This window comes from Curtobacterium sp. AC272 (assembly GCF_979258155.1).
In genome coordinates this window covers 2,000,317-2,026,930 of sequence record NZ_OZ409838.1, presented here as the reverse complement: position 1 = coordinate 2,026,930, position 26,614 = coordinate 2,000,317, and the positions used below count along the sequence as shown (strand labels likewise).

Genomic DNA, 26,614 nt, shown 5'->3' with positions numbered 1-26,614 from the left:
CCTGAGAGCGGTGCGTACGTCAGCCCACGGGCGCCTGGACCTGGTCGGCATCCAGGATCGTGTAGGAGTACCCCTGCTCCGCGAGGAAGCGCTGCCGGTTCTGTGCGAAGTCCTGGTCGACGGTGTCCCTGGCGACGAGCGTGTAGAACGACGCCGGCAGGCCGTCCTTGTTCGGGCGGAGCAGCCGACCGAGGCGCTGCGCTTCTTCTTGCCGTGACCCGAACGACCCGGAGACCTGGATCGCGACGGTGGCGTCGGGCAGGTCGATCGAGAAGTTCGCGACCTTCGACACCACGAGCACGTCCACCTCGCCGGCCCGGAACGCGTCGTACAGCCGCTCGCGCTCGTCGACGGGCGTCGCACCCGTGATCTCGGCGGCGTCGAGGGACGAGGCCAGTGCATCGAGCTGGTCGATGTACTGCCCGATCACCAGGATCTGCTCGCCGCGGTGCTTCTCGATGAGCTCGCGGACGACCGGGGTCTTCGCGGGCGAGGTGGCGGCGAGCCGGTACCGCTCGTCGTCGCTCGAGGCCGCGTACTCCAGGCGCTCCTGGTGCGGCAGGTCGATGCGCACCTCGTAGCACTCGGCCGGGGAGATGTAGCCCTGCGCCTCGATCTCCTTCCACGGAGCGTCGTAGCGCTTCGGGCCGATGAGCGAGAACACGTCCCCCTCGCGGCCGTCCTCGCGCACGAGCGTCGCGGTCAGGCCCAGGCGTCGGCGGGCCTGCAGGTCGGCGGTCAGCTTGAAGACCGGCGCCGGCAGCAGGTGGACCTCGTCGTAGACGATGAGACCCCAGTCGAGGGCGTCGAGCAACGACAGGTGCGTGTACTCGCCCTTCCGACGGGCGGTCAGGATCTGGTAGGTCGCGATCGTGACCGGGCGGATCTCCTTGACGCTGCCCGAGTACTCGCCGATGTCCTCGGCCTTCAGGGTCGTGCGCTTCAGGAGTTCGCTGCGCCACTGCCGTGCGGACACGGTGTTCGTCACGAGGATGAGCGTGGTCGCCTTGACGGTCGCCATCGCGCCGGCACCGACCAGGGTCTTGCCGGCGCCACAGGGCAGCACGACGACCCCGGACCCCTGCGCGAAGAACGTGTCGACGGCCTGCTCCTGGTACGGGCGCATGTGCCACTCAGCCGTGTCGAGGTCGATCGGGTGCGGCTGCCCGGGGGTGTAGCCCGCCAGGTCCTCGGCCGGCCATCCGAGCTTCACGAGCTCCTGCTTGATCTGCCCGCGTGCCCACGGCTGCAGCTCGACCTCGGAGGGCGTCCGCATGTCGCCGAGCAGTGGCTTGATCCGCTTCGACCGGATGACCTCGGCCAGCACGGACGGGTCCTCGGCGGTCAGGAGCAGGACGGGCAGTCGCTCGAGTTCCTCGGCCGGGGAGTTCGCGATGACCGGGGCGTCCTCGCGTTCCTCACGCCGGATGACGAGTCGGCCGTAGCGGGACACCGTGTCGCGGATGTCCACGGTGACGCTCTGCGGGACCGGGAACTTGGCGAAGCGCTCGAGGGTGGCGATCATCGCCTCGGCGTCGTGTCCGGCGGCCCGTGCGTTCCACAGGCCGAGGCGGGTGATGCGGTAGGTGTGCACGTGCTCTGGGGCGCGTTCGAGTTCGGCGAAGGCCGCGAGCTCGTGGCGTGCGTCCTCGGCGTCGGGGTGTGCGACCTCGAGGAGCACGGTGCGGTCGCTCTGCACGATCAGCGGTCCGTTCATGACCTGCCAGCCTAGCCGTCGTCACCTGCGTTCGGGTGACCGTGGCCGTCAGGCGTCGCTCTCGACCGCCACGACGAGCGACAGCGGCAACGTGCGCTCGACGTCGACGCTGGTGTCGCGCCCGCGGACGCGTCCGGCGGCGACGGAGGTCGGGACGATCGAGAACGGCTGTTCGGAGCCGTCCGGCATCCGCACCGTCAGCCGGATCGGCGTGCGACCGCGCACGGCCAGGTCGATCTGCCGCCCGAGCCACTCCTGCTCGGGTTCCGCATCGCCACGCTGGGTGGTCAGGCGGAGCCGTTCCACGAGTGCGTGCGCCGCCTGCTCCGGCGAGCGTCCGGTGGGGCTGCGCCGACCGGGAGGCCCGTGGTGCGTCTCGGGGCGGGCGCCGGTCGCGAGCACGGCCGGGTAGCGCTGGTCCTCGAGCGCGGTGTGCACGACGTGCGCCGGGTAGCGGGTGGTGAGCGTCGTCAGGTCGCTGCGCTCCCACGCCATCTGCCGGAGTTCGGCGTCGACACCGATCAGGTCGAGCTGGTCCGCGGTGCCGCGCACCACGGTGCCGACCCCGCCCTCGCCGCGGTCGACGACGATGCTGCCGTCGCGTCCGGCGACCTGGTCGACCAGGTAGGCGAGGGGCTGCGGGACGCCGGTCGACGACAGCCGGGTGAGCAGCGCCAGGACGTCGTCACGGGAGTGCCCGGCACGGAACGCCGTGCGCAGGGTGTCCTCGGAGATGCGGTAACGGGCGGCCAGACCGGGTGCCTCGAGCACGGCGACCGTGCGCAGGGCGGCGTCGTCGACCGGCGCGAGGGGGCCGGGGGCGATCACCGTCAGGTCGTGCTGCAGGTACACCTGGCCGACGGTGCCGGGCAGGTCGTCCGCCGCGGGCCTGGCGTCACCGTCCAGCAGTGCTCGGCCGGTGCTCGTGACGATGCCGTCGACCGCGAGTCCGAGCGACGCGGCGGTGCCGGCGGCGTCGAGCAGCACGGCGTCGAGCCAGCGGGAGCCCGCCGGGTACGCCCAACGGCCGAGGGCCACGAGGTCGCGCAGGTCGTCGTCGGCGAGTGCGAGGACCTCGTGCACCGCGGGGCCGAGCGTGTCCGCCCAGGCCGACACGAGCGTCGCCCACCGGTCCGGCCAGTCGGCGACGAGCCAGTCCTGTCCGGCGTCGGTGACCGTCCACCGGCCGGAGCCCGGGTTGGCGAACCCGACCCGGTCGAGCAGTGCGAGGCGGCCGGGCACGACGTCGGCGTCGGTGCCGATGCGCTCGGCCAGGGTCTTGGCGAGCGGCGTGCCGATGCCGCCCTTGACGAGTTCGCGGACGGTGCCGGCGTCCACCGCACGCAGCAGCTCGGCGAGCACGGTCATGCTCGAGAACGCCTGCTCCGCGCCCGTGGTGCGCGCGCGGTCCTGGCCGGCCACGTCGTCGGCGTGGGCGGCGCGGTCGGGGCGATCCGGGCCTCCCGTCGATCGCAGTGCCACGAGGTCGGGGTGGGCGGCCACGCGTGCGGCGACCGCGTCGTCGACGGCGCCGTCCTCGTCGGCCAGGCCGAGCGTGATCGCCGGACCGAGGCGGTCGGCGTCCCCGCCGTCGCGGAGCGCCAGGATCGTGGCGCGGGGCAGGTGCTCGACGGCGGCGTCGACGGCGTCGTCGGTGCGGAGCGCCTCGGCCAGGTCGAAGAAGTCGGTGATCCGTTGCGGACCGGTCTCGCCGAGGGCGGCCGGGGGCAGGCTCCGCGCAGCGACGAGTCGTTCGAGGGAGTCGTCCGGCAACGCCCGGAGTCGGGCGGCCAGGTCGGCGGTGGTCGTCATCGTCCGGTGCCAGCGTCCGGGGCGGACGTCAGCGAGCCGTCCGGTTGGCTCGTGCGCGGCGCGTCCAGGTGATGGCGAGGAGCGTGAAGACCAGGACCATGCCGATCGGGAAGCCGACGAGCGGGATCGCCATGATCACCGGCCACGGCATGGAGCCCTGCGCGCTCGGGACCGTCAACCACATGACGATCATCGCCGCCATGCAGAGGAACGCAGCGATGAAGATGCCACCGACCATGAACGCCAGAGCGCGTTCGGTACGATTGAACGTCACCGGGGGTTCTGCGGAATCCTGCGGGTTCCCGGTTGATCGGGTCGGATTGGCCATCGACCCAGGATATCCGACGCACCACGGCCGTACCACGACCTCGAGGAGTCCACCCATGCCGACCGGCAAGGTCAAGTTCTACGACGACGACAAGGGCTTCGGCTTCATCACCGGAGACGACGGCGACCAGGTGTTCCTGCACGCGTCCTCGCTGCCCGACGGCGTCGTGACCGTGAAGGCGGGATCCCGGCTCGAGTACGGCGTCGTGCAGGGGAAGAAGGGGTCGCAGGCGCTGTCCGTGCGGCTCCTCGACCCGCAGCCGTCGTTGTCCCGGATGACCCGTCGCTCCGCAGACGACATGGCCGTGATCGTCGAGGACCTGGTGAAGGAACTCGACCGGATCAGCGGAGACCTCCGCCACGGCCGCTACCCGAAGAACGGCGATCGACTCGCCGCCATCCTGCGGCACGTCGCAGACCAGTTGGAGGCGTGACGCCATGACAGACAGCGACGCAGTACCCGTTGACGCAGTACCCGTTGACTACACAGACCTGGCGCGGACCGCGCTGCTCGAGGTGACCCCCGAGTCGAGCATCGGCGCGCCCGTCGGCACCGTGGACGAGGGCGACGGCGTCGTCTCCGTCCTGTTCGCGAACCGCATGCCGGGCTACCCCGGCTGGCGCTGGACCGTCAGCGTCGCGAAGGTCGGCGACGAGGACCCCACCGTGCTCGAGGTCGAGCTGATGCCCGGCGACGGCTCGCTCGTCGCACCGGAGTGGGTGCCGTGGTCCGAGCGACTGGCCGAGTACCGGGCGGCGCAGGACCACGAATCGGACGAAGAGTCCGACGACGACGAGCACGACGACGACTTCGATGACGAGTCGGATGACGACTCGGATGAGGACGACGACGAGGACGCCGACTACGACGACTCGGACGACGACGAAGCCGACGACGAGTCGGATGACGACGAGGACGAGGACGACGACGACGCCGAGTTCGAAGCGGACGAGGACGACCTCGACGAACCGGACGACGACGACATCGACGGTGTGGACGTCGACGCGCTCGCCGACACCGCCGATGCGGACGACGAGGACGACGACGTCGACGACGCCCCGCAGCCCCTCGCCGTCGTCGCGCGCAGCGCGTGCAGCCCGTCGACCCGGACGCCGACCTCGACGGTGCCCAGCTCGATGCCGGTGAGGTCGACCCGGACTTCCACCGCTCCTGACACGCACCTGAAGAACGACGAAGCACCACGGGATCCCGTGGTGCTTCGTCGTTTCCGTGGTGTTCGTCGCCGGCGCTGGCCCGCGCGACGGACGGGTCAGCGCAGGGCGTCGACCGTGAAGTCGATCGCCTGCACGAGCTTCGCGACGTCGTCCGGGTCGATCGCGGTGAACGTCGCGACGCGCAGCTGGTTGCGCCCGAGCTTCCGGTACGGCTCGGTGTCGACGATGCCGTTCGCGCGCAGGGTCGCAGCGACGGCCTTGGCGTCGATCGAGTCGTCGAGGTCGATCGTGGCGACGACCTGCGAGCGGGCTGCGGGGTCGGTCACGAACGGCGTCGCGTAGTCGACCGACTCGGCCCAGTCGTACAGCGTCGACGACGAGGTCTTCGTGCGGGTGTCCGCCCAGGCCAGGCCGCCGGACTCGTTGATCCAGCGGACCTGGTCGTCGAGCAGCAGCAGCGTCGAGATCGCCGGGGTGTTCAGTGTCTGGTTCAGGCGCGAGTTGTCGACGGCGTTCTTGAGCGACAGGAACTCGGGGATGTACCGACCGCTCGCCGCGATGCGCTCGACGCGCTCGATCGCGGCGGGGGAGAACAGCGCGAGCCACAGGCCGCCGTCGGAGGCGAAGTTCTTCTGCGGGGCGAAGTAGTAGACGTCGGTGGCGTCCACGTCGAACGCGGCACCACCGGCGGCGCTCGTGGCGTCGACGACCGTCAGCGCTCCGGCGTCACCGGCGGCGCGGACGACCGGGGCCATGACGCCGGTCGAGGTCTCGTTGTGCGGGTAGGCGTAGACGTCGACGCCGTCGACGGGCTCGAGCGCGGCGAGCGATCCGCCGGGAGCCTCGACGACGTGCGGTGCCTCGAGCCAGGGGGCGCCGGCGGCCTTGGCGAACTTCGACCCGAACTCGCCGAAGGAGAGGTTCTCTGCGCGACGCTCGATGAGGCCGAACGCGGCGGCGTCCCAGAACGCGGTCGAGCCGCCGTTGCCGAGGACGACCTCGTAGCCCTCGGGGACCTGGAACAGGTCGGCGAGCCCGGAGCGGACGCTGCCGACCAGGTCCTTCACGGGCTTCTGGCGGTGGGACGTGCCGAGGATCGTGGCCCCGCGCGTCACGAGGGACTCGAGCTGCGCGCCGCGGATCTTGGACGGTCCGCAGCCGAAGCGGCCGTCGGTGGGGAGGAGTTCGGCGGGGATGACGATGTCTGCCATGCGCCGATCCTACCGAGCGCGATCCCAGTGCTGGTGCGCCTGTACCGGCCGGACGGGGAGGCCTGGACCACTGCGGCCACGGCCCTCTTCTTGCCCCGTGCAAGTGTCGGTCGGAGTTCGTCGGTCCGAACAAGTAGGGTGGTGGCCGCTGGGCCCAGACATGAGAGGCGGACCGTGACCGATCTCGTCGACACCACGGAGATGTACCTTCGCACCATCCTCGACTTGGAGGAGGAGGCGATCGTTCCGCTGCGCGCTCGCATCTCGGAGCGCCTCGGCCACTCGGGCCCGACGGTCTCGCAGACCATCGCCCGCATGGAGCGCGACGGCCTGGTCGTCGTCTCCGGCGACCGCCACCTCGAGCTCACCGACGAAGGGCGCTCCCGAGCCACCCACGTCATGCGGAAGCACCGTCTGGCGGAGCGCCTGCTGGCCGACGTCATCGGACTCGACTGGGCGTTCGTCCACGACGAGGCCTGTCGGTGGGAGCACGTCATGAGCGAGCAGGTCGAGGTCCGCCTGCTCGAGATGCTCGGCAACCCGACCGAGTCGCCCTACGGCAACCCGATCCCCGGCCTGGCCGAGATCGGCGGCCCTGCAGCCGCCGGGTTTCTCGACGGTGTGCAGAACATCGTCGCCGCGACCGAGGGCACCGACGCCGTCGCGACCGGTGTGATCCGTCGTCTGGGCGAGCCCGTGCAGTTCGAGCCCGAGCTCCTGCACCAGCTCCGCACGGCCGGCGTCATGCCCGGTCGTCTGGCGGGCGTGCAGCGCGCCGGGGCCTACGTCGCGGTCCGCGTCGAGGGCGAGGACTCGGGCATCGAGCTCCCCGTCGAGGTCGCGCAGCACGTCTACATCGAGCGGGACTGATTCTGCTGCCCTGACCAGGGCTTCTTTACCGTTTCGTTACAAACGGCCCGTTTCATCTCGACAAGGTAACGACGGCCCCGTACACTCGTCGAGTCCCCGCGCTGCGCCTGAGCCGGAGACCCGTGGCAGGACGTCTCGAACCCGTCTCCTGCCTCGATCGGAAACGATGACGAACGGATGGGGTTGCACGTCGCCGGACACCCACGGCAGCGTGATGACGAGACGCCGGAGACCACACCCTTGACGCAGACCGGTTCCGCCGCGGACGACCAGACGCCCGCCAACCCGACGAACACCGAGAACGCCACCGACGCACCGCTCACCCGGCGGTCCGTCCGCCAGGCGGACACGCGCCCGACCCGCAAGGTCGTCCCGGTCCGCTCCGCCCCGCTCCCCGGTGGTCGTCGTGCCGCACAGGCCGCAGCCACCGCGACCGCTGCCAAGGCGAGTTCGTCGTCGCGCAAGCGCAAGTTCCTCGCGCCCATCGTCCTGACCGTCGCGGCCGGCATGTTCGGCACCGTGGCCGTCGCCCCGGCCTTCGCCGCGCAACCCTCCACCAGCACCGACGCCGCGAACGCGCAGCGTCAGGTCCGCGCGACCGAGAGCCAGGAGTTCTCGGTGTCCGACGCCGTCGCCCTGGCCGGCACGAGCCGCGACGGCTACGGCGCCACCTCGACCGCGACGCTCGACGCACGCGCAGCGGCCAAGCAGGCTGCAGCCGACCAGGCCGAAGCGTCCGCGGAACAGGCCGAGCAGGCAGCATCGGCCACGCAGGCGGCGCGCGCCCAGACCGCCGAGCAGTACGCCTCGTACACCGGCCCGTCCGCCGCCGACTACGTGGCCAGCTCCAGCGCCGCGGACACCCCGTTCTCGCTGCCGGCCGTGGTCGCCACCGCCAAGCAGTACATCGGCACCCCGTACGTCTTCGGTGGCGCCGACCCGTCCGGCTTCGACTGCTCGGGCTACGTCATGTTCGTCTACGCCCAGTACGGCATCAACCTGGCGCACTCGGTGCCACTGCAGGACCAGGCCGGCACCACGATCCCCGAGTCCGAGGCGCAGCCCGGCGACGTCGTCATCTTCAACAACGAGGCGCACGACGGCTTCTACATGGGCAACGGCATGATCATGGACGCCCCGAAGCCCGGTGGCTCCGTGTCGATCCGTCCGATCTGGACCAGCGACTACCACATCGTCCGCTTCGGGATCTGAGACATCCGACCCGACCGCGGGGCATCGAACCCGTGAACATCGCCGAAACCGGCCCGCACACCCTCGTGCCGGGCCGGTTTCTGACGTAGCCTGGCGCTGCACCGGTCCGCAAGGCCCCGAGCAGGGAGACCCCATGTCGTTGTTCCGCACGACCCGCACCATGGGTCGGCGCGCGCGCATCGACATACGGTCGACCACCGCCTGCGTGCACGAGCACGCCCTGCATGACCAGAGCACTGCCCATCCGGGTGGTGCTCTTCGTGGTTCAGGGGACGTGTGCGCGAGCGACGGTCACCTGCGAAGGACCCCGGTCCGACGCACCCGCAGCGCCTGGAAGCCGTCCAGGCACGTCGGAAGGGAACCAATGCGCACTCTCGTCCTCAACGCCGGTTACGAGCCCCTCGCGGTGATCTCGTTCCGACGAGCCCTCGTGCTGGTCATGAACCAGAAGGCCTCCGTCGTCGCAGCCGACCTCGAACACCCGGTCACCGGGTCGACCTCGAGCTTCGATCGGCCGTCCGTCATCATCCTCACCCGGTACGTGCGCATCCCGCACTCGAGACTCGTGCCGGTGTCGCGCCGCGGAGTCCTGCGCCGTGACGCCAACCGGTGCGCGTACTGCGACCGGCACGCGACGACGATCGACCACGTGCAGCCGAAGTCGCGCGGTGGGCAGGACTCGTGGGAGAACCTCGTGGCCTGCTGCCTGGCGTGCAACAACGAGAAGGGTGACCGCACCCCGCAGGAGATGGGGTGGCGGCTGCGTTTCCGTCCGAAGATCCCGCACGGCTCGTCGTGGGTCGTGCGCGGTATCGAGCGTCCGCAGGCGGAGTGGGACGAGTACCTGGTCGCCGCGTAGCGGACGGGCGAGGCACGCTCAGCGGTGGCGCGAAGCGTCACGCGGGCCGCGCCGACCGAGCTTGCGAGGGAGGGTGGCGGCGCCGCCACGGGCCTCCCGTCCGCCGTTTGCTCGCGACACGTCAGCGAACACTGTATGGTCAGCGCATGCTGACCACTGCTCCTCGGCTCGACGTCATGCACCGGCTCGGCCGGGCGATGGCGGACCGGACGCGCTCCCGCATCCTGCTCGAGATGCTCGAAGCGCCGGTCCACCCGGGCCGGCTCGCGGCCGAGCTCGGGCTGACCCGCTCGAACGTGTCGAACCACCTCGCCTGCCTGCGCGGATGCGGCATCGTCGTCGCGGTACCCGAGGGGCGCTCCACCCGGTACGAGATCGCCGACCCGCACCTCGGGGCTGCGATCCGCTCGCTCCTCGAGGTCGTGCTCGCCATCGACGACGGCGAAGCCTGCACCGACGAGGACTGCGACGTCCCGCTCTGCTGCGGACCCGGCGCATGACCGGGGTGATGGCTCCGGTCGTGCCCGACCGCCGACGGGTGCTGCAGCGACGGATCCGGTGGATCGTCGCCGCGACGATCACGTACAACGTCATCGAGGCGGTCATCGCGATCGCCGCCGGTTCGGTGGCGTCGTCGACCGCCCTGATCGGCTTCGGACTCGACTCCGTCGTCGAGGTCCTGTCCGCCGGGGCGGTCGCGTGGCAGTTCGCCGGGCCGGACCCCGAGGCGCGGGAGCGCGTCGCGCTCAAGGTCATCGCGGTGTCGTTCTTCGCACTGGCGCTGTACGTCAGCGTCGACGCGGTGTTGACCCTGACCGGGGTGCGCGAGCCGGAGCACAGCACCGTCGGGATCGTGCTGGCGGCGGTCAGCCTGGCCGTGATGCCGTTCCTCAGCCTGCTCGAACGGCGCACCGGGAATGAACTCGGGTCGGCGTCGGCGATCGCGGACTCCAAGCAGACCCTGGTGTGCAGCTACCTGTCCGCCGCGGTGCTGGTCGGGCTGCTCCTGAACTCGCTGTTCGGGTGGTCGTGGGCTGATCCGGTGGCCGGCCTGGTGGTCGTCGTGTTCGCGGTGCGCGAGGGGCTCGAGGCCTGGCGGGGCGATGCCTGCAAGCAGCCGGTCGCCGCCCTGACCGGCGAGCGCGCGGCCGACGCCTGCGACTGCTGCTGACGCGGTCTCGGGTGCGGTGACCGCCGTCCACGTGTCGGTCCCGCTGAGTAGCGTCGCGGGCATGGGCGAGACACCGCAGATCGACGACGCGACCATCGAGGACCTCCGCGCGCGACTGCGGGCCACGCGCTGGACGGACGCCCCCGCCGGCACCGGATGGTCGCTCGGGGCGGACGTCGACGAGCTCCGGTCACTCATCGCGTACTGGGCCGACGGCTTCGACTTCGACGCACACCGGGCACAGCTCGCGGCACTGCCCAGCCGACGGGTGACGATCGACGGCACCGGGATCCACGTGCTCCACGCCCGGGCGGGCACGCCCGATGCGCTGCCGCTCCTGCTCGCCCACGGCTGGCCGGACTCCGGATGGCGGTACCGCAAGGTCCTGCCGATGCTCGTCGAGGCCGGCTTCGACGTGATCGTGCCGGACATGCCCGGGTACGGGTTCTCCGACGCCCCGCCGCAGCCGATCGACGCCCGAGCGGTCGCCGGCATGTGGGCCGAGCTGATGACCGAGCTCGGCTACGAACGCTTCGCGGTCGCAGGCGGAGACATCGGCACCCACGTCGCCCGTTACCTCGCGCTCGACCACGCCGACCGGGTCGTCGCCGTGCACCGCATCGACGGCGGGCTCGCCTGGCCCGGCATCGACCTGGACGCGTTGTCGCCGGAGGAACGCGGGTTCGTCGCGGCGACCGCCCGGTGGCGCGACGCCGAGGGTGCCTACGCGATGATGCACCGCACCAAGCCGCAGACCGCCGCGGTCGGCCTGAACGACTCACCCGCCGGGCTCGCCGCGTGGATCGTCGAGAAACTGCGGTCGTGGAGCGACTGCGACGGTGACCTGTGGTCCGTCTACACGCGGGACGAGGTGCTCGCGCTCCTGACCGAGTACTGGGCCACCGGCACGATCGGCTCGGCGATGCGGATGTACCACGCGAACGCCGCGATCCCGCCAGACCAGCTCGCCCGCCGGGTCGAGGTGCCCTCCGGTTTCTCGCTGTTCCCCGGCGACCTGGTGGAGCCGCCGCGGGCGTGGCTCGAGCGGACGACGAACCTGGTGTCGTACCGGATGATGCCGCGCGGCGGGCACTTCGCGCCGTTCGAGCAACCGGCGCTGTACGTCGACGAGCTCACGACCTTCCTGGAGCCGTTCCGCCGCTAGAGTGGACGGGCCAGCCTCTGTAGCTCAATGGAAGAGCAGTTCCGTCCTAAGGAAACGGTTGGGGGTTCGAGTCCCTCCAGGGGCACCAGCAGGTCGAAGGGGTTCGAGTCCCTGCAGCGCCTGCCAGGGGCACCAGCAGGTCGAAGGGGTTCGAGTCCCTGCAGCGCCTGCCAGGGGCACCAGCAGGTCGAAGGGGTTCGAGTCCCTGCCGCGCCTGCCAGGGGCACCAGCAGGTCGAAGGGGTTCGAGTCCCTGCAGCGCCTGCCAGGGGCACCAGCAGGTCGTTGTACCGCTTGGACTCCCCGTACGATTGACCCCGTGTCCAAGGTCCTGAGCAGTCTCCCCGTCGGCGAACGAGTCGGCATCGCGTTCTCCAGGGGGTCTCGACACCTCCTGCGCCGTTGCCTGGATGCGCGAGAAGGGGGCGATCCCCTGCACGTACACGGCCGACATCGGTCAGTACGACGAGCCGGACATCGACGCCGTCCCGAGCCGCGCCCACGAGTACGGTGCCGAGATCGCCCGCCTGGTCGACGCCAAGAGCGCCCTGGTGGAAGAGGGCCTCGTCGCCCTGCAGACCGGCGCGTTCCACATCCGTTCCGGCGGCAAGACCTACTTCAACACGACGCCCCTCGGTCGTGCGGTGACGGGCACGATGCTCGTCCGCGCGATGAAGGAGGACGGCGTCGACATCTGGGGCGACGGCTCCACCTACAAGGGCAACGACATCGAGCGGTTCTACCGCTACGGCCTGATGGCGAACCCGCGTCTGCGTGTCTACAAGCCGTGGCTCGACTCCGAGTTCGTCGAGGAGCTCGGCGGACGCAAGGAGATGAGCGAGTGGCTCGTCGCCCGCGGCTTCCCGTACCGCGACTCCACCGAGAAGGCGTACTCGACCGACGCCAACATCTGGGGTGCCACGCACGAGGCGAAGAGCCTCGAAGAGCTCTCGAGCGGCCTGGACATCGTCGAGCCGATCATGGGCGTCGCCGCTTGGCGTGACGACGTCGAGGTCGCCACCGAGGTCGTCAGCATCCGCTTCGAGGCCGGACGCCCCGTCGCGATCAACGGCGAGGAGTACACGGACGCCGTCGCACTCGTCTACGAGGCGAACGCGATCGGCGGTCGTCACGGCCTCGGCGCGTCCGACCAGATCGAGAACCGCATCATCGAGGCGAAGAGCCGCGGCATCTACGAGGCACCGGGCATGGCCCTGCTGCACATCGCCTACGAGCGGCTGCTCAACGCAATCCACAACGAGGACACGGTCGCGTCGTACCACAACGAGGGCCGCCGACTCGGGCGCTTGATGTACGAGGGCCGCTGGCTCGACCCGCAGTCGCTCATGCTCCGCGAGTCCCTGCAGCGATGGGTCGCCTCGGCCGTCACCGGCGAGGTCACGCTGCGCCTGCGTCGCGGCGACGACTACACGATCCTCGACACCACGGGTCCGGCGCTGTCGTACCACCCCGACAAGCTCTCGATGGAGCGGGTCGGCGACGCCGCGTTCGGTCCGGACGACCGCATCGGGCAGCTGACGATGCGCAATCTCGACATCGCGGACTCCCGCTCACGGCTCGAGCAGTACGCGGCCGCCGGTCTCATCGGTGGTGCGACGGCCGAGCTCGTCGGTGAGCTCGAGGCGGGCGAGTCCGAGGAGATCCTCGGTGGCGCCGTCATCGCCTCGGACGCCGAGGATGCACTCGGTCGTCGGACGGACCTCGCCTCCGAGGGCGCAGCCTTCGACTCCGGCACCGACTGACCAGCGCGGCGCCACGGGACCGGTACCACGCGTCCGGTCACGCGCCGTGGACGCGCAAAGAGCATGACGGGAGGCGCGGTGCCAGCTGGCACCGCGCCTCCTGTGCGTCGTCCTGCCGCCGGCTCAGGCCGCGGCGCCTCCGAGCAGCAGCTCCAGCTGCTCGACGACCAGGTCTGGTCGCGTGATGAACGGGTGGTGCCCGGTCGGCACGTCGACGCTCCGCGTCGCCCGCGCCGCGTGCGCGCGCTGCAGCCCGACGGTGGTGCTGCGGTCCTCGGTGCAGACGAGGGAGGTCGAGTCGACGTCCTGCCACCCTGCTGCCGTCGTCGGCGTCACGAACGCCCCTGCCGACTGGGCGGTCACCCGGTCCCAGGCGGCGCGCTGGGTACTCGTGTCTGCGTCCTGCAGGAAGCGGGCACCGAAGGACGCCGCGTCGTACCCGGCGACGGCGAGGACTCCTTCACCGGCCGGGCCGATCGACACGGGATCGGGCTCGTCGGCCATGATGCCGGCCTGCGGGGAGCCGACGTCGGGCAGGTACGAGGACACGTACAGCAGGTGAGCGACGGCGTCGTGCCGTCCGGCCTCGGCGATCACGGTGCCGCCGTAGGAGTGTCCGACGACGATCGCCCCGTCGCTGTCGTCGAGGGCGGCGCGCAGGGCGGCTGCGTCCTCGGCGAGCCCACCGTCGGGGTGGCCCGACGGCCCTTCGCCACAGGACGGCAGCGCGACCGCCCGACTGCGGATGCCGGTGCGGCCGCGGGTTCCGGTGCGACTGTGCAGCAGGTCGGCGGTGGGCTGCCACCACCAGGCACCGTCGCGGACCAGGGCGCCGTGGACGAACAGGATCTCCATGCCCCGACGCTACGGCGATCCGGGCGGCGGCGTGCGATCGGCCGAGAAGCGCACCGCGCTCGACGGCGTTGGACGCAACCCCTACCGTGGAGGAACTGGATCGGTCATCAGGGACCCGTCGTCACGATGCTCCTCACAGATGTGGGGTCTGGCACAGCGGGTCGATCCGGACGAATCCGAGATGCGCATCATCTCGACGAAGGGCTGGTCGTCATGACCGCCAGGATGCAGCACGATTGGCACCGCCACGGCCTCCGGTCGCCGGAGGACCTCGAAGCCCTCGTGGCCGAGCGCCTCGAAGGAACGGGCCACGCTTCCACCAGCACGGGCGACGCACGGCGCGAGCCGTCCTACGCCGACTTCCTCGGCGAGCAGATCTGATCCGTCCCGGTCCGCTGCTCTACGGCTTGTAGAGTCTGTGCATGCGGACAGGACGAACGACGGCAGCTTCCCTCGCGATCGTCGTCGGAGGGCTCCTGGCGCTCGTCGGGGTCCAGCCGGCTTCGGCGCACTCGGCCCTCACCGGCAGCACGCCCGCTGACGGCGCGGTCATCACCGAACCGCTCGACCGGGTCGACCTGACCTTCAGCGAGGCACCGCTCGCCGGTCTCGACGCCGGACTGCGGATCCAGGTCACCGACGCCGCCGGCACCGACGTGTCGACGGGCGACGTGACCGTCTCCGGCATGACGATGGGCAAGGCCGTCGACCTCGAGGACGGTGCGTACACGGTGCTCTGGCGGTACGTGTCGCCGGACGGGCACCCGATCGACGGCTCGTACGGGTTCGAGTACCGGGCCGCTGTCGCGACACCGTCCGCGACGACTCCGGCAACGACGGAGCCCACGTCGGGCCCCGTCACGCCCACTCCGACGTCGACCGCGACGGCCACCGGGGCCTCCGATGGCGCTCCCGACTCGGCGCCGGGCATCGCCCCGGGTGTCTGGGTCGCGCTCGGCGCTGGCACGGTCCTCGCCGCCGGGGCCGTCGTCGTGCTCCTCCTGCGCCGCACCCGACGCACTTCGTGAGCAGAAATGGTCGGGTGGCCGAGATCCACGCGACCATTGCTGCTCACCATCCGCCGCGCCCGCGACCCGGACACGCGCCGGACGGGAGGCCCGCCACCCGGCCGCCACGGGCCTCCCGTCCGACGCCGGCCGCGTTCACCCCCGCTTCGTGAGCAGAAGAGGTCGAGTCCTGGCACGGGACCCGACCTCTTCTGCTCACCATGCGAGCGCGCCGCGCACCGCGCACCCCGCTACGCGGCGGCGGGCGCTTCCTCGAGCGCGGCGTCCGCCCGCTCCTCGCTGCCGGCGGCGAGGCCGCGCGCGATCGTCCCGCGCGACGCCAGCCACAGCACCACCGCGGCGGCGAACACGATGACCTCGGTGACGGTCAGTGCCCAGATGATCCCGGCGAGTCCGAACCACAGGTTGCCGACGATGACGATCGGGATGAACAGCACGCCCTGCGCCAGCGACAGCACCATCGCGGGGAGCACCATGCCGGTCGCCTGGAACAGCGAGGTGAGCAACCCCGTGAACCCGTTCACGATGGCGGCGACGAGCTGCGCCGTCAGGATCGTCAGGCCGATCGCGAGGACCGAGTGGTCGCCGGAGAAGATCGTGAACACCTGCTCGCGGAAGGTGAAGACCGCGCCGGAGAACACGAGGACGATCGCGCCGACCGTGAAGGCGGCTCCGCGCAGGGCGGCCCGGAGGCGCGCGGCGTCGCCCTTGCCGAACGCGTAGGCGAGGAGCGGCAGCACGCCGATCGTCACGCCCATCACGAGGAACTCCGGCACCTGCGCGATGCGGACCGCGACGCCCATGGCGGCGAGCGGGTCGTCGCCGTAGGCGGCGGCGAGGTTGTTGAGCACGAGCGTCGTGACGATCAGGAAGGCGGACTGCAGCAGTTCGCCGACGCCGATGCCGAAGACGGGCTTCAGGATGTCGGCGCGGAGCGTGAACCACTTCGGCGCGAAGCTGACGTTCTCGCTGTTCCGCTGCAGCCAGGTCACCCAGTAGGCGATCGACACGACGTTCGCGAGTCCGACCGCCAGTGCTGCACCGCCGACCCCCCAGTGCAGCACGAGGATGAAGAGCACGTCGAACACCAGGTTCCCGATGGTCGACAGGACCAGGCCGATCATCGCCTGGCGTGCGGCACCCTCGAGGCGGACGATCTGCTCGAGGGCGAACGACGAGGCGAGCACCGGGACGAACGCGAGCATCACGGCGACGTACTCGCTCGTGGCGGGGACGGCTGCTGCGTCGGCACCGAGCACGGCGACGAGGGGGCGGAGGAACACGAGCCCGACGACGGCGAGGACGGCGCCGGTGACGACGGCCCCCCACAGCGCGAACGAGGCGACGTGCTTGATGTCCTGCGCCTTGGCGGGGTCGTGTTCCGAGGCGCCGAGCAAGCGGGACATCAGGGCACTGCCGCCGACGCCGAACACACCGCCGACGGCCATCACGATGCCGAGCAGCGGGGTACCGAAGGTGATCGCGGCGAGCAGCGACGTGTCGTGCTGCGAGCCGATGAAGCCGGCGTTGATGACGTTGTACAGGGCGCTGACGACCATCGCAGCGGCCATCGGCACACACAGGTGCACGAGGGCTCGGGCGATCAGGGCGGCGGAGAGGTACCAGCGGTTGGTGGCCGCGGCGGTGTTCTCGGGGGTGGTGGTGGTCATGACTGCCTCCTCGTGGGCAGGGCTGAGGGCGCGACGGGATGCCGTCGCGTGCGGGGGTGGGGCCGGGAGGCCCGTGGCGCGTCGAGCGCGCCGGTGACGTCGGTCCGTGGGCGGCGCTACCGCGTCGGCGGCGCTACCGCGTCGGCGGTGCGAGCTCCGCGGTCACCTTCTGCAGCAGGTGCCGCAGGGTGGCGCGTTCGTCCGTGTCGAGTGGTGCGAGCAGGGTGTCGTCGAGGGCGACCATCGCGTCGGTGAAGCCGGCGATGAGGTCGATGCCCGCCGGGGTGGCGTGCACCGTCTTGGTCCGACCGTTCGTGGCGTCGGGTCGTCGTTCGACGAGGCCGCGCCGCTCGAGGCCCTGCAGGAGGCTCGAGACGCTGGCCGCGCTGGTCCGGGTGATCTCGGCGATGTCGCGTTGGATCGCCCCGGGGTTCTGCTGCAGGTACCCGAGCACGAAGCTCTGCTCGCGGGTGAGGTCCCGATCACGGACCCACTCGTCAGCCGCCTTGCGTTGTGCCCATCCGATCCACCGCATCAGTTCGAGCGGGGTGGTGAGATCCGGTGCCTGCATGATCAGGACTCTAACTGTTCGATCTCTAACTGTCAACGAGGGTCTGACCCGTGGTCACCCGCGGTTCGGCCCCGGAACGGGGGTATGGCCTCGGGGTGTGCCGCTGGTACCTTGCACAGGAAGACGGCCTCACCAGCCGTCGTCCTCGGTCCGGTGCCGGACCGTTCGGGTCTCCCGTCGTACGGCGGGGGATGGATCAGCAGTGGCGGACCTCCGCCCGGGAAGGGACCCATGACTCGCACCGCGCTCCGAGCGCGACGCCGCCGGCGTCCATGAACTCCGACGCGCGCCGGCGGGTACCGGCGTGCGTCTCCACGGGGCCGCGGCGTTCGGGTCGCCTCGGGCCCTCCGGTGCGGTGGCGGTTCGGACCGCCACCGCACCGGACATCCCACCACCACGAGTCAGTGAGGACCACCGTGCACGATCACGACACCCACCCGCTCGACCGTCGAGTCGGCCCGCCGCACGTCGAGCGGTTCCGGCTGACGCAGAGCGCCGAGACGCTCGGCGTCGTCTGCACCTGCGCGATCGGCGTCGACCACGACAACACGATCCGGCCGGTGGACGCAGAACCCGTCCGCTGAACGCTGTGCACACCGGCGGGTGCAGCGGGATACTGGGGTGGTGCGTGAACTCCAAGCCGCCATCGCCGCGGACCTCAACGTCCAGCCGACCATCGAGCCGGAGCAGGAGATCGCCCGCCGTGTCGGGTTCCTCCGTGACTACCTGCTCACGACCGGCGCGAAGGGGTTCCTGCTCGCGATCAGCGGCGGCCAGGACTCCACGCTCGCCGGGCGCCTGACCCAGCTCGCCGTCGAGTCCCTCCGTGCCGAGGGGCACCCGCCGAGTTCACGACCGTCCGCATGCCGTACCGCGTGCAGGCCGACGAGGACGACGCCCAGCTCGCCCTGCAGTTCATCGCAGCCGACCCGGGCATCACCGTCAACATCGAGCACGGCGTCGACGGCGTCATGCAGGACACCGCTGCCTCGGGCGTCGAGCTGAGCGACTTCGTCAAGGGCAACGTCAAGGCCCGGATGCGCATGGTCGCCCAGTACGCCGTCGCCGGCCAGCGCGGGCTGCTCGTCGTCGGGACCGACCACGCGGCCGAGGCGGTCACCGGCTTCTTCACGAAGTACGGCGACGGCGGCGTCGACCTGACGCCGCTCACCGGCCTGTCGAAGAGCCAGGGGCGGCAGCTGCTCGAGCACCTCGGAGCGCCCGCCCGCCTGTACGAGAAGGCCCCCACCGCGGACCTGCTCGACGAGACGCCCGGCCAGACCGACGAAGCGAACCTCGGGCTGTCCTACGCCGAGATCGACGCCTACCTGCAGGGGCACGACGTGCCGCTCGAGGTCGCCGAGGCGATCGAGTCGCGGTACCGCGCAACCGAGCACAAGCGCCAGGTGCCGGCGACGCCGTTCGACGACTGGTGGCGTGCGGGCGCGTAGGCGCCGACGCGACCATCGACAGGAGGCGCGCTGCAGGTGATCCTGCACCGCGCCTCCTGTCCGTCCGCGCGGTCTCCTAGGATGGGAGCCGACGGAACAACAGATGCGGAATCCAGGCTCGCGCCTGGTCCGGAGGAGTCATGGAAGTTCTGTTCGCGCTCGGAGCCATCCCGCTGATCATCGTGGGGATCATCGTCCTCGCCGTGATCGCGCTGATCTACGCGAAGGTCGTGTACCGCAACGCCGGCGCCGACGAAGCGCTCATCATCACCGGCAAGCGCTCGCGCAAGGTCAAGAACGACGACGGCACCGAGACCGTCGAGTCCGGCATCAAGGTCGTGCTCGGAGCGGGTGTCCTCGTCCGACCCTTCTTCGAGAAGGTCGCGAAGCTCTCGCTCAGCTCGCGGGCGATCGACATCAACGTCAACGCGCAGGACTCCCGCGGCGTGACGATCGACGTCGAAGCGGTCGCGCTCGTCAAGGTCGGCGAGACCGACGCCTCGATCCGGGCGGCCGCGCAGCGGTTCCTCGGGCAGGAGAAGAAGATCGACGACTTCGCGCGCGAGGTCCTGTCGGGTTCGCTCCGTGCGTCGATCGGTGCGACCGACGTGTCCACGATCATCCGCAACCGCGACCAGCTCACCGTCGCGGTGCTCGACGTCGCGAAGGAGGCCCTGCACAGCCAGGGCCTCGACGTCGACTCCTTCGAGATCAAGGGCATCTCGGACCGCAACGAGTACATCAGCGACCTCGGTCGTGCCGAGCGCGCCCGCGTCCGGCTCGAGGCGGAGAACGCCGAGGCGCAGGCCGATCGCGAAGCGCGAGAAGCCCGTGCCACCGCCGACCAGGCCATCGCCGAGGCCGAGAACACCCTGGCGATCCGACGTGCCGCGCTGCAGCTCGACGCCGACCGGGCATCGGCCGAGGCCGCAGCCGCCGGTCCGCTCGCCCAGGCCCGTGCGGCGCAGGGCGTCGTCGAGCAGGAGCAGATCACCGCGCAGAAGCGTGCCGAGCTCCGCCGTGCCGAGCTCGAGTCGGAGGTCTCCGCCGTCGCCGAGGCGCAGGCGCGCAAGACCCGCGTCGAGGCCGAAGCAGCAGCCGGCGCCCAGGTGGAGACGGCTCGGGCCCAGGCCGAGGCCCGTCGGATCTCCGCCGAAGCGATCGCCGCCGAGGCGAAGGCCGAGTCCGAGGCGCGCAAGCTCGCCGCCGACGCCTCCCGTGCCGAGGGTGAGGCAGCGGCCGACGCGATCCGCGCCAAGGGTCAGGCCGAGGCAGACGCCACGAAGGCCCAGGCCGACGCACTCGCACAGCACTCCGAAGCAGTCTTGCGGGTCAAGGCCATCGAGACCCTGCCGAGCATCGCCCGCGAGCTCGCGGCGCCGATGGGCAACATCGACAAGCTGACCGTGGTGTCCTCCGACGGCGCCGGCGCCCTGTCGAAGAGCATCGTCAGCCAGTTCAGCGAGGTCGACGCCCTGCTCGGGACGACCGCCGGGTTCACCCTGAGCGACATCGTCAAGAGCTCGACGACGGGGCAGGCTGCCGCACGTGCCGTCGTACGCGAGCAGTCCACGGCTGTCGCGGAGCCGGTCGAGTAGTCCTCCGCGGTACCGGGGCGGGCGTGGCGGGGATCAGTCCTCGTCGCGCCCGTTCTCGTCCCGGCGCTCGCGCTGCTGGCCACCTGCGTCCTCGCGCTGGCCGCCGTTGCGCGGGTCCGCGTCGCGCGGGTCTGCGTCGCGCGGGTCCTCGGCGCCGACGGCGTCGCGCTGGTCGGCGAGCCGCTGCTGCCACACGACGCTGCGCGCCGCACCCTCGAGGATGTCGTCGACGCTCCGACCGGTCTGCGCTGCGAGTGCCCGCTGAGTCCGGCGGTGAGGGTCCCGCCGGCCGATGCCAGTCGTTCGACCACCTGTTCCTGGCGTGGGGTCAGGGGTTCGTCGACCATCTCGTCGATGGTGTCGCGGATGTTCTGCTCGCTCGCGTCCAGTGCCGCCTCGTCACCGGAGTGCAGCGCTGCTGCCTCTCCGACGACGACGAGACCGAGGCGCGCGGCGTCGTCTTCGGGACGCGGAGTGCGGTGCTCATCAGTCATGCGGGGGACCGTACGCTCCGTGGTGCCGCGCTTGCTGGACAGACGGGGTACCCGACGCCTGTCGTTCGTCGTCAGTGCGGTGTCGTGTCCCACCGGCGGAGCAGCCACTCCGCAGCGGCCAGACCCTCGAGCCGTTGGAAGTCACGGATGGTCGGCATGTTCGGCGGTGCCGGGGGCAGGGCGTGCTCGAAGAACAGACCGGCGAGACCGGCGAGCACGGCGTCGACCGTGGTGGCGGGCACACCGGTGAACACCGGGTGGGTGGCGAGGTGGTGCTCGACGTCGGTGTCCTCGCCGCGGACGAGTGTGTCGATCAGGTAGGTCAGCGGGTCGAGCCAGTGCGCACCGATGCTCGCCCACGGCCAGTCCACGACCCAGACGACCCCGGAGCGGTCGACGAGCAGGTTGTCGGCACGGCAGTCGGCGTGCACGAGGTGCTCGCCGTCGACGAGGGTCGCTGCCCGGGCGGCGGTGCGGGCGAACTCGGGGCCGGCGGCGAGCACGTGCGCCGGAACGACCTCGGCGACCCGGTCGGACAGGGTGGGGTCGCCGAGCATCCGGTCCCAGGCGCCGAACTCGTGGCGCAGGTCGTCGGCGATCCGGGGAGCGTGCCGAGGTCGCTCGTCGCCGACGGCAGGGTGTCCAGCGCATCGAGCACCGCCGCGGTGTCCCTGCCGTCGAGTGCTGCCCCGGGGTGCTTGCCCTCGATGTCGTCGAGGACCAGGACGACCCACTCGTCGCCGTCCACGATGGCATCGAAGGCGTCCAGCAGGGGCGGCGCCTGCACGGTCGACGGCAGCTGCGCCACCACGCGGGCTTCCCGGCGGTGCAGGGCGAAGGCATCGGCGTTCCGCGATCGCGAGACCGTCTTGACGAACGCCCGTCGCCCCGTCGCCGTGACCACACGGTCGGCACTCCCCGGCGACCACCCGGCGGTCTGGGACTCAGTGTCCGTCACCGCTCCGCCGAGGGTCTGTTCCACCCGGTCGCGCAGGACCGCCGGCACGTCCGTCCACGCAGTTCGCCCCATGCCCGACGACGCTACCTGAGAAGCCGTTCACGAACGTGCACGGATGGCAAGTTTGCGCTGGCGGCAAACGTGCTCGTGATGTAAAGTTGCAGCGTCTGCAAGTTTGACCCGCCGTTCGACGGCCCGCCACACACGCTCCGGCGTCCCTTGCCCGCACGACGACCACCACGCACCCCTGAAGGACCCCCATGTCTACTGCCACCGCACCCGTCGAGGTGTCGCGCGGACGACACGACTCCCCGGCCAGCACGCCGGGCAAGCCGATCATGTCGCACCGTCAGATCCTGCTCGTCATCTACGGCCTCATGGCCGGCATGTTCCTGTCGTCGCTCGACCAGACGATCGTCGGCACCGCGATCCGCACCATCGGCGACGACCTGCACGGTCTCGACCAGCAGGCCTGGGTCACCACCGCGTACCTGATCGCGTCGACCATCACGACGCCGATCTACGGCAAGCTCTCCGACGTCTTCGGCCGCCGTCCGCTCTACATCTTCGGCATCGCGGTCTTCATCCTCGGCTCGCTGCTCTCGACGATGTCGACCTCGATGATCATGCTCGCCGCGTTCCGTGCCTTCCAGGGCATCGGCGCCGGTGCGCTGATGTCGCTGCCGCTCGCGATCATGGGTGACATCCTCGCCCCGCGTGAGCGCGCCAAGTACCAGGGCTACTTCCTCGCGGTCTTCGGCATCTCGTCCGTCATCGGCCCGCTCATCGGCGGCCTGTTCGCCGGCGCGAGCACGATCCTCGGTGTCACCGGCTGGCGCTGGGTCTTCCTGATCAACGTGCCGATCGGCGTCGCGGCGCTCCTGATGGTCATCGCCTTCCTGCACCTGCCGAAGTTCGGTGACGCCAAGGCGAAGCCGCGCATCGACTGGTGGGGTGCCACCTCGGTCATCGCGACACTCGTCCCGCTCCTGCTCGTGGCCGAACAGGGCCGCACCTGGGGTTGGGGTTCGGCCGGTGCCATCGCCTGCTACGTGATCGGTGCGCTCGGGCTCGTCGCCTTCCTGGTGATCGAGACCCTGATGAAGGACGACGCGATCATCCCGCTCAAGCTCTTCCGCTCGGGCACGTTCTCGATGGCCACGATCCTCGGGTTCCTGGTCGGCTTCGCGATGTTCGGCGCCATGCTGACCATCCCGCTGTACCTGCAGATCGTCACGGGGCTGACCCCGACCGAGTCCGGCTTCGCGACCCTGCCGATGATCGGTGGTCTGATGATCGCCTCGATCGCCTCGGGACAGATCGTCGCCCGCACCGGTCGCTACCGGATCTTCCCGGTGATCGGCACGGCCCTGGTCTCGGTCGGCTACGTCGTCCTGACGTTCATGACGATCGACAAGCCGCTCTGGTTCCTGATGATCGGCATGTTCCTGATCGGCCTCGGCCTCGGCCAGCTCATGCAGAGCATCACCCTCGCCTCGCAGAACTCCGTCCAGCCGCGGGACATGGGTGTGGCGACGTCCTCCGCCACGTTCTTCCGCCAGATCGGTGGAACGCTCGGTACGGCGGTGCTGCTCAGCATCCTGTTCTCGATCATGCCGGCGAACATCCTGCACGCCACCGCGGACCAGAAGAACCTGTCCGGTGCGCTCGACGCCGCCCTGAACCCGACCGTCGCCACGGCGAAGGCGAACGCGGGCGTCATGGAGCAGATCTGGAACCCGATCGTCACCCCGGTGAAGTCGCAGGTGCAGTCCGGCCTCGACCAGGCCACGACGCAGGTGACCACGGCCACGGCCGGCGCCCCGGAGGCCGTGCAGCAGCAGGCCCTCACCGCCGCAGCCGACAAGGCGCACGCCAGCGTGCAGGACGGCAAGCTCGTGGTCGATTGGTCCGACGCTTCGCAGCGCTCGTACTGGGTCGGTGAGCTCGCCCCCGAACTGTCGAAGCAGATCGACAAGGGAGCCGGCGACGGCAGCAGCTCGAGCAGCGAGACGAGCGACACGTCCTACCTCAACGGTGCGACACCGGCGCTGACCAAGCCGTTCATGACCGGCTTCAACGCGTCGGCCGTGACCGTCTACTGGGTCGGCTTCGCCGTGATCCTGCTGGCGTTCATCCTCAGCTGGTTCTTCAAGGCGCCGCCGCTCCGCAAGAGCTCGGCCCTGCAGGAGCAGGCCGACCAGGCCGGCACCGCCGACGACCTCGAGGTGCAGGCGGTCAAGGCGGCCGACACGATGGGGTCGCCCACGGCCCCCGTCACCGGATCGATCCCCGTGCAGCGGGACCGCGCGTAGGACCGGCCACCGGGGCCTCTCGTCACCAGACGGGAGGCCCCGACCCGCACCAGGAGCAGCAGTGAGCACGATCGAATCGCACCCGGCAGGCGACAGTGGCCTGCGGGAACGCAAGAAGCAGCAGACCCGGCACGCGATCCACCAGGCCGCGCTGGCGCTGGTCTCCGACCGGGGCCTGGCCGGTGTCACGGTCGAGGAGATCTGCGCGGACGCCGGCGTCTCGCCCCGCACCTTCTTCAACTACTTCCCGTCGAAGGGCGACGCGGCACTCGGGCTCCCCGAGAGTTCGGTGCCCGAGGCGGCACGGCATGCGTTCCTCACCGCGGAGGGCCCGCTCGTGTCGGACCTCTGCGACCTCGTCGCCCGGACGGTGACACTGCCAGCGGACCGCCGGCGCATGAAGGAACTCGTGCAGGCGCGACCGGAGATGGTGCCCGCGATGCTGCAGTGGATGGCGCGTGCCCGGCTCGCCGTGTTCACCGTCGCCGCCGAGCGCACCGACGTGGACGCCGCACGGACCGCGGTGACGCTCGTCATGGCGGCGCTCATCGAGTCGGCACACCGCTTCGCCGACGGCTCGCGCGACGAGCTGGCGGACCGCCTCCGCGGCGTGGTGGCCGAGATGGGCCGACTCGCCGCCGCCTGAGACGCGACCACGGACGGGAGGTGGGCCCCACCGGCCGGTACCGACGCGACGCGCCAGCGGCGCGGCGGCCGTGTCCGGAGGGACGGTGCGGGTCCGACCCGCACCGCGCCTCCCGTCCCTGGTCCGGTCGCCCCGCCGAAGCGACAGATGCGCGCGCTCCACTGTCGACAGTGCCGCGAGCGCGACAGATCCCGCGAACAGCTGGCGGGGATCTGTCGCTTTCGCGGATCGGCCACGCCGCCGCAATCCACACCGACGCGACGCGCAGCCATCCGACGACTCGGCCCCGTTCGAGACCAGAACGTGACGAAGAGTTCTCTTGACGTGCGAGACATCCGATGTTTTGATTGCCTCGTTCGGTCGACGGAGACCGGACGGCAGGAGACACGAATGAGCCGCATCACCGGTCTGCACGTGCGCGACATCCGCTTCCCGACCTCTCGGGAGCACGACGGATCCGACGCCATGAACCCCGCTCCCGACTACTCCGCCGCGTACGTCGAGATCACGACCGACGCCCTGGACGGACACGTCGGTACGGGCTTCGTGTTCACGATCGGCCGCGGCAACGAGGTGCAGGAAGCCGCGATCGCCGCCCTGCGTGGGCATCGTCGTCGGTGCCGACGCCGAAGCGGTCCTCGCCGACATGGGCGGCACCTGGCGTGCGATGGTCCACGACTCGCAGCTGCGCTGGCTCGGCCCGGAGAAGGGCGTGATGCACATGGCGATCGGCGCCGTGGTGAACGCGCTCTGGGACCTCCGGGCGAAGCGCGCGGGGCAGCCGCTGTGGGCGCTGCTGGCCGACCTGAGCCCCGAGGAGCTCGTCGACCTGGTGGACTTCCGGTACCTCACCGACGCGATCACCCCGGCCGAGGCGCTCGAGCTGTTCCGCGCCGCCGAACCGCACCGTGCGACCCGGCGGGCCCGGCTCGAAGCGCAGGGCTACCAGGCGTACACGACCACCCCGGGCTGGCTCGGCTACGACGACGAGAAGCTGGCGCGCCTCTGCCGCGAAGCCGTCGACGAGGGGTTCATCCAGATCAAGCTCAAGGTCGGCGGCGACATCGACGAGGACGTCCGCCGGATGGGCATCGCCCGCACCACGGTCGGCCCGGACATCCGGATCGCGGTCGATGCCAACCAGCGCTGGGACGTGGACGAGGCCGTGACCTGGATCGAGCGGCTGCGCCCGTTCGACCTCGCCTGGGTCGAGGAACCGACGAGCCCCGACGACGTCCTCGGGCACGCCGAGATCGCCCGGCGCATCGCCCCGATCCCGGTCGCGACCGGCGAGCACATGGCCAACCGGGTGATCGCGAAGCAGCTCATCCAGGCCGGCGCGATGAGCGTGCTGCAGATCGATGCCACCCGGGTCGCGGGGGTCAACGAGAACCTCGCGATCCTGCTGCTCGCCGCGAAGCACGGCGTCCGGGTGTGCCCGCACGCCGGCGGGGTCGGCCTCTGCGAGGCGGTGCAGCACCTGTCGATGTTCGACGCCGTGGCGCTGACGGGCGACCTCGACACCCGCTGCATCGAGTTCGTCGACCACCTGCACGAGCACTTCGTGACCCCGGTGGACGTCCACGACGGCCGCTACTGGCCGCCGACCGCTCCGGGAGCCGGCACCGAGATGCTCGCCGACTCCCTCGACGCCTACGCGTTCCCGGACGGCCCGGCCTGGGCCGTGGTCGACACCGAGACGGTCCCCGACGCGGTCCGCGTCGCCTGATCCCACCACCCCACAC

The 26,614-nt window shown here is 70.8% G+C and carries 22 protein-coding genes, 1 tRNA gene and 4 pseudogenes; 18 read left to right on the top strand and 9 right to left on the bottom strand.

Annotated elements, in window-relative coordinates:
- Positions 1 to 19 precede the first annotated feature (19 nt).
- The 3 genes from ACZZ0J_RS10300 to ACZZ0J_RS10290 are packed head-to-tail and all read right to left on the bottom strand — an operon-like array spanning position 20 to position 3,803.
- Complete coding sequence (locus ACZZ0J_RS10300; RefSeq protein ID WP_123293312.1) at positions 20 to 1,717, bottom strand: DNA repair helicase XPB; 1,698 nt, start codon at positions 1,715 to 1,717, stop codon at positions 20 to 22.
- A gap of 48 nt (positions 1,718 to 1,765) precedes the next feature.
- Positions 1,766 to 3,529, bottom strand: coding sequence for a helicase-associated domain-containing protein (locus tag ACZZ0J_RS10295; RefSeq protein WP_463436679.1), 1,764 nt, complete (start codon positions 3,527 to 3,529; stop codon positions 1,766 to 1,768).
- 28 nt (positions 3,530 to 3,557) lie between these two features.
- Complete coding sequence (locus ACZZ0J_RS10290; protein WP_123340886.1) at positions 3,558 to 3,803, bottom strand: hypothetical protein; 246 nt, start codon at positions 3,801 to 3,803, stop codon at positions 3,558 to 3,560.
- A 109-nt stretch (positions 3,804 to 3,912) separates the two neighbouring features.
- Here ACZZ0J_RS10290 and ACZZ0J_RS10285 point away from each other — a divergent pair, with 109 nt between their 5' ends.
- Positions 3,913 to 4,290: a cold-shock protein gene (locus ACZZ0J_RS10285; RefSeq protein WP_111085215.1), complete on the top strand. Its 378-nt coding sequence runs from the start codon at positions 3,913 to 3,915 to the stop codon at positions 4,288 to 4,290.
- 4 nt (positions 4,291 to 4,294) lie between these two features.
- Positions 4,295 to 4,687 (top strand): annotated as a pseudogene (locus ACZZ0J_RS10280) (DUF3027 domain-containing protein); the annotation flags it as partial.
- A gap of 440 nt (positions 4,688 to 5,127) precedes the next feature.
- Here the strand turns inward: ACZZ0J_RS10280 and serC are convergent.
- Positions 5,128 to 6,243: a phosphoserine transaminase gene (gene serC, locus ACZZ0J_RS10275; RefSeq protein WP_123340884.1), complete on the bottom strand. Its 1,116-nt coding sequence runs from the start codon at positions 6,241 to 6,243 to the stop codon at positions 5,128 to 5,130.
- A 174-nt stretch (positions 6,244 to 6,417) separates the two neighbouring features.
- Here serC and ACZZ0J_RS10270 point away from each other — a divergent pair, with 174 nt between their 5' ends.
- From ACZZ0J_RS10270 to argG, 8 genes and pseudogenes are all read left to right on the top strand, one after another.
- Entirely contained in the window at positions 6,418 to 7,113 is a 696-nt protein-coding gene (locus ACZZ0J_RS10270; RefSeq protein ID WP_463436675.1) for a metal-dependent transcriptional regulator, read from the top strand.
- 177 nt (positions 7,114 to 7,290) lie between these two features.
- A complete protein-coding gene (locus ACZZ0J_RS10265; RefSeq protein WP_194647538.1) occupies positions 7,291 to 8,325 on the top strand; it encodes a C40 family peptidase in 1,035 nt (344 codons plus the stop codon).
- A 364-nt stretch (positions 8,326 to 8,689) separates the two neighbouring features.
- Positions 8,690 to 9,184, top strand: a complete 495-nt coding sequence (locus ACZZ0J_RS10260) for an HNH endonuclease (RefSeq protein ID WP_111085210.1) — start codon at positions 8,690 to 8,692, stop codon at positions 9,182 to 9,184.
- 146 nt (positions 9,185 to 9,330) lie between these two features.
- Positions 9,331 to 9,684: a Cd(II)/Pb(II)-sensing metalloregulatory transcriptional regulator CmtR gene (cmtR, locus tag ACZZ0J_RS10255; protein ID WP_463436672.1), complete on the top strand. Its 354-nt coding sequence runs from the start codon at positions 9,331 to 9,333 to the stop codon at positions 9,682 to 9,684.
- Positions 9,681 to 10,355: a cation diffusion facilitator family transporter gene (locus tag ACZZ0J_RS10250; RefSeq protein WP_463436670.1), complete on the top strand. Its 675-nt coding sequence runs from the start codon at positions 9,681 to 9,683 to the stop codon at positions 10,353 to 10,355. Before cmtR ends, ACZZ0J_RS10250 begins: the two co-directional genes overlap by 4 nt.
- A 61-nt stretch (positions 10,356 to 10,416) precedes the next feature.
- Complete coding sequence (locus tag ACZZ0J_RS10245; protein WP_463436668.1) at positions 10,417 to 11,520, top strand: epoxide hydrolase family protein; 1,104 nt, start codon at positions 10,417 to 10,419, stop codon at positions 11,518 to 11,520.
- A 13-nt stretch (positions 11,521 to 11,533) separates the two neighbouring features.
- Positions 11,534 to 11,608: transfer RNA gene (locus tag ACZZ0J_RS10240), tRNA-Arg, on the top strand.
- 230 nt (positions 11,609 to 11,838) lie between these two features.
- Positions 11,839 to 13,282 (top strand): annotated as a pseudogene (gene argG / locus ACZZ0J_RS10235) (argininosuccinate synthase).
- 123 nt (positions 13,283 to 13,405) lie between these two features.
- Here the strand turns inward: argG and ACZZ0J_RS10230 are convergent.
- Complete coding sequence (locus ACZZ0J_RS10230) at positions 13,406 to 14,137, bottom strand: alpha/beta hydrolase (protein ID WP_463436666.1); 732 nt, start codon at positions 14,135 to 14,137, stop codon at positions 13,406 to 13,408.
- A 213-nt stretch (positions 14,138 to 14,350) separates the two neighbouring features.
- Here ACZZ0J_RS10230 and ACZZ0J_RS10225 point away from each other — a divergent pair, with 213 nt between their 5' ends.
- Together ACZZ0J_RS10225 and ACZZ0J_RS10220 are read left to right on the top strand one after the other, a co-directional pair.
- Positions 14,351 to 14,518: a hypothetical protein gene (locus ACZZ0J_RS10225; protein WP_159570266.1), complete on the top strand. Its 168-nt coding sequence runs from the start codon at positions 14,351 to 14,353 to the stop codon at positions 14,516 to 14,518.
- Positions 14,519 to 14,559: 41 nt separating this feature from the next.
- The gene (locus ACZZ0J_RS10220; protein ID WP_463436663.1) at positions 14,560 to 15,165 is read left to right on the top strand and encodes a copper resistance CopC family protein; all 606 of its coding nucleotides are present in this window, start codon (positions 14,560 to 14,562) and stop codon (positions 15,163 to 15,165) included.
- Positions 15,166 to 15,395: 230 nt separating this feature from the next.
- Here ACZZ0J_RS10220 and ACZZ0J_RS10215 read toward each other — a convergent pair whose 3' ends face one another.
- A complete protein-coding gene (locus ACZZ0J_RS10215) occupies positions 15,396 to 16,835 on the bottom strand; it encodes an MATE family efflux transporter (protein WP_463436661.1) in 1,440 nt (479 codons plus the stop codon).
- Between the two features lie 133 nt (positions 16,836 to 16,968).
- Entirely contained in the window at positions 16,969 to 17,406 is a 438-nt protein-coding gene (locus tag ACZZ0J_RS10210) for a MarR family winged helix-turn-helix transcriptional regulator (RefSeq protein ID WP_123340836.1), read from the bottom strand.
- A 417-nt stretch (positions 17,407 to 17,823) separates the two neighbouring features.
- On the opposite strand from ACZZ0J_RS10210, the gene ACZZ0J_RS10205 reads away from it, so the two are divergent.
- From ACZZ0J_RS10205 to ACZZ0J_RS10195, 3 genes and pseudogenes are all read left to right on the top strand, one after another.
- The gene (locus ACZZ0J_RS10205; RefSeq protein ID WP_165901387.1) at positions 17,824 to 17,991 is read left to right on the top strand and encodes a hypothetical protein; all 168 of its coding nucleotides are present in this window, start codon (positions 17,824 to 17,826) and stop codon (positions 17,989 to 17,991) included.
- Positions 17,992 to 18,031: 40 nt separating this feature from the next.
- A pseudogene (nadE, locus tag ACZZ0J_RS10200) lies at positions 18,032 to 18,858 on the top strand (ammonia-dependent NAD(+) synthetase).
- Between the two features lie 140 nt (positions 18,859 to 18,998).
- Complete coding sequence (locus ACZZ0J_RS10195) at positions 18,999 to 20,456, top strand: SPFH domain-containing protein (protein WP_194647546.1); 1,458 nt, start codon at positions 18,999 to 19,001, stop codon at positions 20,454 to 20,456.
- Positions 20,457 to 20,489: 33 nt separating this feature from the next.
- Here the strand turns inward: ACZZ0J_RS10195 and ACZZ0J_RS10190 are convergent, their stop codons facing one another.
- On the bottom strand, positions 20,490 to 20,651 hold the full coding sequence (locus ACZZ0J_RS10190; protein WP_463436656.1) for a hypothetical protein: 162 nt from the start codon (positions 20,649 to 20,651) through the stop codon (positions 20,490 to 20,492).
- Positions 20,652 to 21,021: 370 nt separating this feature from the next.
- A complete protein-coding gene (locus ACZZ0J_RS10185) occupies positions 21,022 to 21,507 on the bottom strand; it encodes a hypothetical protein (protein ID WP_463436654.1) in 486 nt (161 codons plus the stop codon).
- A 661-nt stretch (positions 21,508 to 22,168) separates the two neighbouring features.
- Between ACZZ0J_RS10185 and ACZZ0J_RS10180 the strand changes: the two genes are divergently transcribed.
- The 3 genes and pseudogenes from ACZZ0J_RS10180 to ACZZ0J_RS10170 all read left to right on the top strand — a co-directional run bounded on the left by ACZZ0J_RS10180 (position 22,169) and on the right by ACZZ0J_RS10170 (position 26,598).
- Entirely contained in the window at positions 22,169 to 24,223 is a 2,055-nt protein-coding gene (locus ACZZ0J_RS10180) for an MDR family MFS transporter (RefSeq protein WP_194647549.1), read from the top strand.
- 61 nt (positions 24,224 to 24,284) lie between these two features.
- Positions 24,285 to 24,869: a TetR/AcrR family transcriptional regulator gene (locus tag ACZZ0J_RS10175; protein ID WP_463436652.1), complete on the top strand. Its 585-nt coding sequence runs from the start codon at positions 24,285 to 24,287 to the stop codon at positions 24,867 to 24,869.
- 390 nt (positions 24,870 to 25,259) lie between these two features.
- Positions 25,260 to 26,598: pseudogene (locus ACZZ0J_RS10170) on the top strand (enolase C-terminal domain-like protein).
- The last annotated feature ends 16 nt before the right edge of the window (positions 26,599 to 26,614 follow it).